Here is a 4,304-nt window from a genome sequence, read left to right as displayed (position 1 = left end):
CGCCTGTTGCAGGCCCTGGCGCAGCGGCCCGAGCTGGCCGACGTGGCCGGCAACCTGCAGCGCGAGGGCCTGCAGGCCTACCTGGAGGTGGACCGCGACGCCGCCGCCCGCCTGGGTCTGCGCATGAGCGACATCGCCTCCGCGCTGCAGAGCGCCTTCGGCCAGCGCCAGGTCAGCACCCTGTTCACGCACGCCAGCCAGTACCGCGTGGTGCTGGAGAGCGACGACGCGGCGCGCGGCGGCCTGCAGGCGCTGGAGGGCGTGTACGTGCGGCCCGCCGGCGGCGCGGCCGATGCGCGTCCGGTGCCGCTGTCCGCCGTGGCGCGCGCGGTGGAGCGGCGCGCGCCACTGGCCATCGAGCACCAGGGCCAGTTCCCGGCGGTCACCCTGTCCTTCAACCTCGCGCCCGGCCATTCGCTGGGCGAGGCCGTGGCCGCCATCGATGCCGTGCGGCGCCAGATCGAGCTGCCGATCGCCGTGGAGCTGGCCTTTCAGGGCGCGTCCGAGGGCTTCCGCAGCTCGCTCACCAACACGCTGTGGTTGATCCTGGCCGCCGTGGTGGTGATGTACCTGGTGCTGGGCATGCTCTACGAGAGCGCGGTGCACCCGCTGACCATCCTGTCCACGCTGCCCTCGGCCACGGTGGGCGCGCTGGCCGCGCTGCTGCTGGCGGGCCGCCCGCTGGACCTGATCGCGGTGATCGGCGTGGTGCTGCTGATCGGCCTGGTGAAGAAGAACGGGATCATGATGGTGGACTTCGCGCTCGACGCCCAGCGCCGCCTGGGCCTGTCGCCGCGCGAGGCGATCCACCGCGCCGCGCTGCTGCGCTTTCGCCCCATCCTCATGACCACGCTGGCCGCGCTGTTCGGTGCCGTGCCGCTGATGCTGGCCAGCGGCTCGGGCGCCGAGCTGCGCCAGCCGCTGGGCATCGTCATGGTGGGCGGCCTGGTCGTGAGCCAGGTGCTCACCCTGTTCACCACGCCGGTGGTCTACCTGGCCTTCGACCGCCTGGCGCGCCGCCGCGCCGCGCGCGCCCCGCTGGCCTGAACCGCCATGCACGCGCTGGCCCGCTTCTTCATCCGCCGCCCCGTGGGCAGCGCGATGCTGGCCGCCGCCATCGTGCTCGCCGGCCTGCTGGCCCTGCGGCTGCTGCCGGTGGCGCCGCTGCCGCGCGTGGACTTCCCCGTCATCCAGGTGCGCGCCAGCCTGCCCGGTGCCAGCCCCGAGAGCATGGCGTCCACCGTGGCCGCGCCACTGGAGCGCGCACTGGGCAGCATCGCGGGCGTCACCAGCATCCGCTCCAGCAGCAACCAGGGCAGCACCGGCGTGACGCTGCAGTTCGACCTGAACCGCGACATCGACGACGCGGCGCGCGAGGTGCAGGCCGCCATCAACGCGGTGCGCGGGCAACTGCCGTCCGGCATGGTGGGCAATCCCAGCTTCGTGAAAGTCAATCCCTCGCAGGCGCCCATCATGGCGCTGGCCCTGTCTTCGCCGCGGCTGCCCCCGTCGGCGCTGTACGACAACGCCTCCACCGTGCTGGCGCAGAAGCTCGCGCAGGTGGCGGGCGTGGGCGAGGTCACGGTGGACGGCTCCTCGCTGCCGGCGGTGCGCGTGCAGGTGCAGCCCCAGGCGCTGGCGCACCGCGGCCTGTCGCTGGACGACGTGCGCCGCGCGATCGCCGACGCCAACGCCTGGCGGCCCGTTGGCGCGGTGGAGCGTGACGCCTCGCGCTGGCAGATCGCGCTGCCGGCGCCGCTGCGCACGGCGGCCGATTTTTCGGTGCTGGTGGTGCGCAACGAAGGCGGCGCGCTGGTGCGCCTGGCCGACGTGGCCGAGGTCAGCGACTCGGTGGAGAACCGCTACACCGCCGGTTACCACAACAACCGCCCGGCCGTGGTGCTGCTGGTGAGCCGGCGGCCGGGCGCCAACATCGTGCAGACCGTCGACGCCATCCACGCGCAGCTGCCGCAGCTGCGCGCCCTGCTGCCGGCCGACACGCAGCTGAGCGTGGTGATGGACCGCTCGCCCGGCATCCGCGCCACGCTGCGCGAGGGCCGCTTCACCCTCGTCCTGAGCTGCCTGCTGGTGATGGCCGTGGTCTGGGCCTTCCTCGGCAGCCTGCGCACGGCGCTCATTCCCGCGCTGGCCCTGCCGGTGTCGCTGGTCGGCGCGCTGGCGGCCATGTGGTGGCTGGGCTTCTCGCTCAACAACCTGTCGGTGATGGCCTTGATCGTGGCCGCCGGCCTGGTGGTGGACGACGCCATCGTGGTGCTGGAGAACATCCAGCGCCACCTCGAGCGCGCGCGCGCCGCTCTGGCCGCCACCGGCCGGCGCGAGATCGGCCGGCGCACCGTCTGGCGCGCCGCCTTCACCGGCGCGGGCGAAGTCGGCTTCACCCTGCTCGCCATGAACGGCGCGCTGATCGTGGTCTTCGTCTCCACCCTGTTCATGGGCGGCGTGGTGGAGCGCCTGTTCCGCGAGTTCTCCCTCACCCTGGTGGCGGCCATGCTGATCTCGCTGGCCGTGTCGGTCACGCTCACGCCGGCGCTGTGCGCGCATGGCCTGCCGGCCGGCCCGCGCACGCGCGCGCCGGGCCCGCTGGCGCGCCTCATCGCCACCGCGCTGGCCGACGTGCAGGCCGGCTACGCGCGCAGCCTGGCCTTCGCGCTGCGCCACCACTGGCTCACCCTGCTGCTGCTCGTGGGCACGGTGGCGCTCAACGTCTGGCTCTACGTGGCCATCCCCAAGGGCATGCTGCCGCAGCAGGACACCGGCCAGCTCAGCGGCTTCGTGCGCGGCGACGACGGTTTCTCCTTCCAGGGCATGCAGCCCAAGGTGGAGGCCTACCGCCGCCTGCTGGTGGCCGACCCGGCCGTGGCCGACGTCACCGGTGTCAGCGGCGGGCGCACCGGCACCAGCAATTCCTGGTTCCGCATCCGCCTCAAGCCCCTGGCCGAGCGCGGCGAGCCGGCCTCGGCCGTGGTCGCGCGCCTGCGCGCCGCCGCGCCGCCCATCGCCGGCGGCATCCTGTTCGTGTCGGTCGACCAGGACATCCGGCTGGCCAGCGGCGGCGGCGACGGCGAGTACCTGTTCGTCATGCGCTCCGATTCGCTGGCCGACCTGCGCCAGTGGACGCGCCCGGTGGGCGAGGCGCTGCGCGCGTTGCCCGAGCTGGCCGGCGTGGACTTCGGCGCCGGCGAGGACGCGCAGCAGGTGGTGCTGCAGGTGGACCGCGAGGCCGCGCGCCGCCTGGGCGTGGGCATGGACACGGTGACCACCGCGCTCAACAACGCCTTCTCGCAGCGCCAGGTGGCCACGCTGTACGACGCCCTGAACCAGTACCGCGTGGTCATGGAGGCCGACCCGCGCGGCAACAGCGAGCCGAGCGCGCTGGAAGAGGTGCAACTGCTCAACGGCGCGGGCCAGCGCGTGCCGCTCAGCGCCATCGCCACCTGGCGCTATGGCCTCACGCGCGACCGCGTGCAGCACGACGCGCAGTTCGCCTCCGCCGGCATCAGCTACGGCCTGGCGCCGGGCGTGAGCCTGCAGCAGGCGCAGGCGGCCATCGAGCGCGCCGTCAACGGCCTGCTGCTGCCCACCAGCATCTCCACCGGCGAGCGCGCGGGCGACCCGAACAGCCTGCAGGCCACGCTCAAGCGCCAGCCCTGGCTGATCCTGGCCGTGCTGGTCACCGTCTACCTGGTGCTGGGCATGCTCTACGAAAGCCTGCTGCACCCGCTGACCATCCTGTCCACCCTGCCCTCGGCTGGCGTGGGCGCGCTGCTGGCGCTGCGGATCTCGGACACCGAGTTCAGCCTGATCGCGCTGCTGGGCCTGTTCCTGCTGATCGGCGTGGTGATGAAGAACGCCATATTGATGATCGACTTCGCCCTCGCCGCGCAGCGCCAGCGCGGCCTGGCGCCGCGCGACGCCATCCACGAGGCCGCGTTGCGCCGCCTGCGCCCCATCCTCATGACCAACCTGGCGGCGCTGTTGGGTGCGGTGCCGCTGGTGCTGGGCCTGGGCGAAGGCTCGGAACTGCGCCGCCCGCTGGGCATTGCCATCATCGGCGGCCTGGCCATGAGCCAGCTGCTCACGCTCTACACCACGCCCGTGGTCTACCTGATGCTGGAACGGCTGCGCGCGCGCCTGGGCCCACCCACCGCGCCCGCCGCCATCACCGCCTGACGCCATGCCCTTGTTGTTCCTGTCCGCTTCCTTGCCCCGCCGTCTCACGCTCGCGGCGCTGCCGCTGTTCCTGGCGGCCTGCGCCAGCGGCGGCCGCGAGGCGCCCGCGCCTC

General features: G+C 73.4%; 2 protein-coding genes. Both read left to right on the top strand.

Annotated features, from left to right (window positions below; all coding sequences use genetic code 11):
- On the top strand, positions 1 to 1,047 hold a 1,047-nt coding region (locus tag BGO22_RS00650; RefSeq protein WP_286848293.1), incomplete at its 5' end, for an efflux RND transporter permease subunit.
- Between the two features lie 6 nt (positions 1,048 to 1,053).
- Positions 1,054 to 4,191, top strand: coding sequence for an efflux RND transporter permease subunit (locus tag BGO22_RS00645; protein ID WP_286848291.1), 3,138 nt, complete (start codon positions 1,054 to 1,056; stop codon positions 4,189 to 4,191).
- Positions 4,192 to 4,304: the final 113 nt, after the last annotated feature.

Origin of the sequence: Hydrogenophaga sp. 70-12 (genome assembly GCF_001897365.1) — a bacterium.
In the GTDB taxonomy this organism is placed as follows: Bacteria; Pseudomonadota; Gammaproteobacteria; order Burkholderiales; family Burkholderiaceae_C; genus Hydrogenophaga; species Hydrogenophaga borbori.
Note: the sequence above shows the minus strand (reverse complement) of the source record. Positions and strands in the feature narration are given on the sequence as shown.

What these genes read in the sequence shown, in the direction of transcription:
- BGO22_RS00645 (WP_286848291.1), top strand. Translation starts at nt 1,054, where the DNA reads ATGCACGCGCTGGCCCGCTTCTTCATCCGCCGCCCCGTGGGCAGCGCG.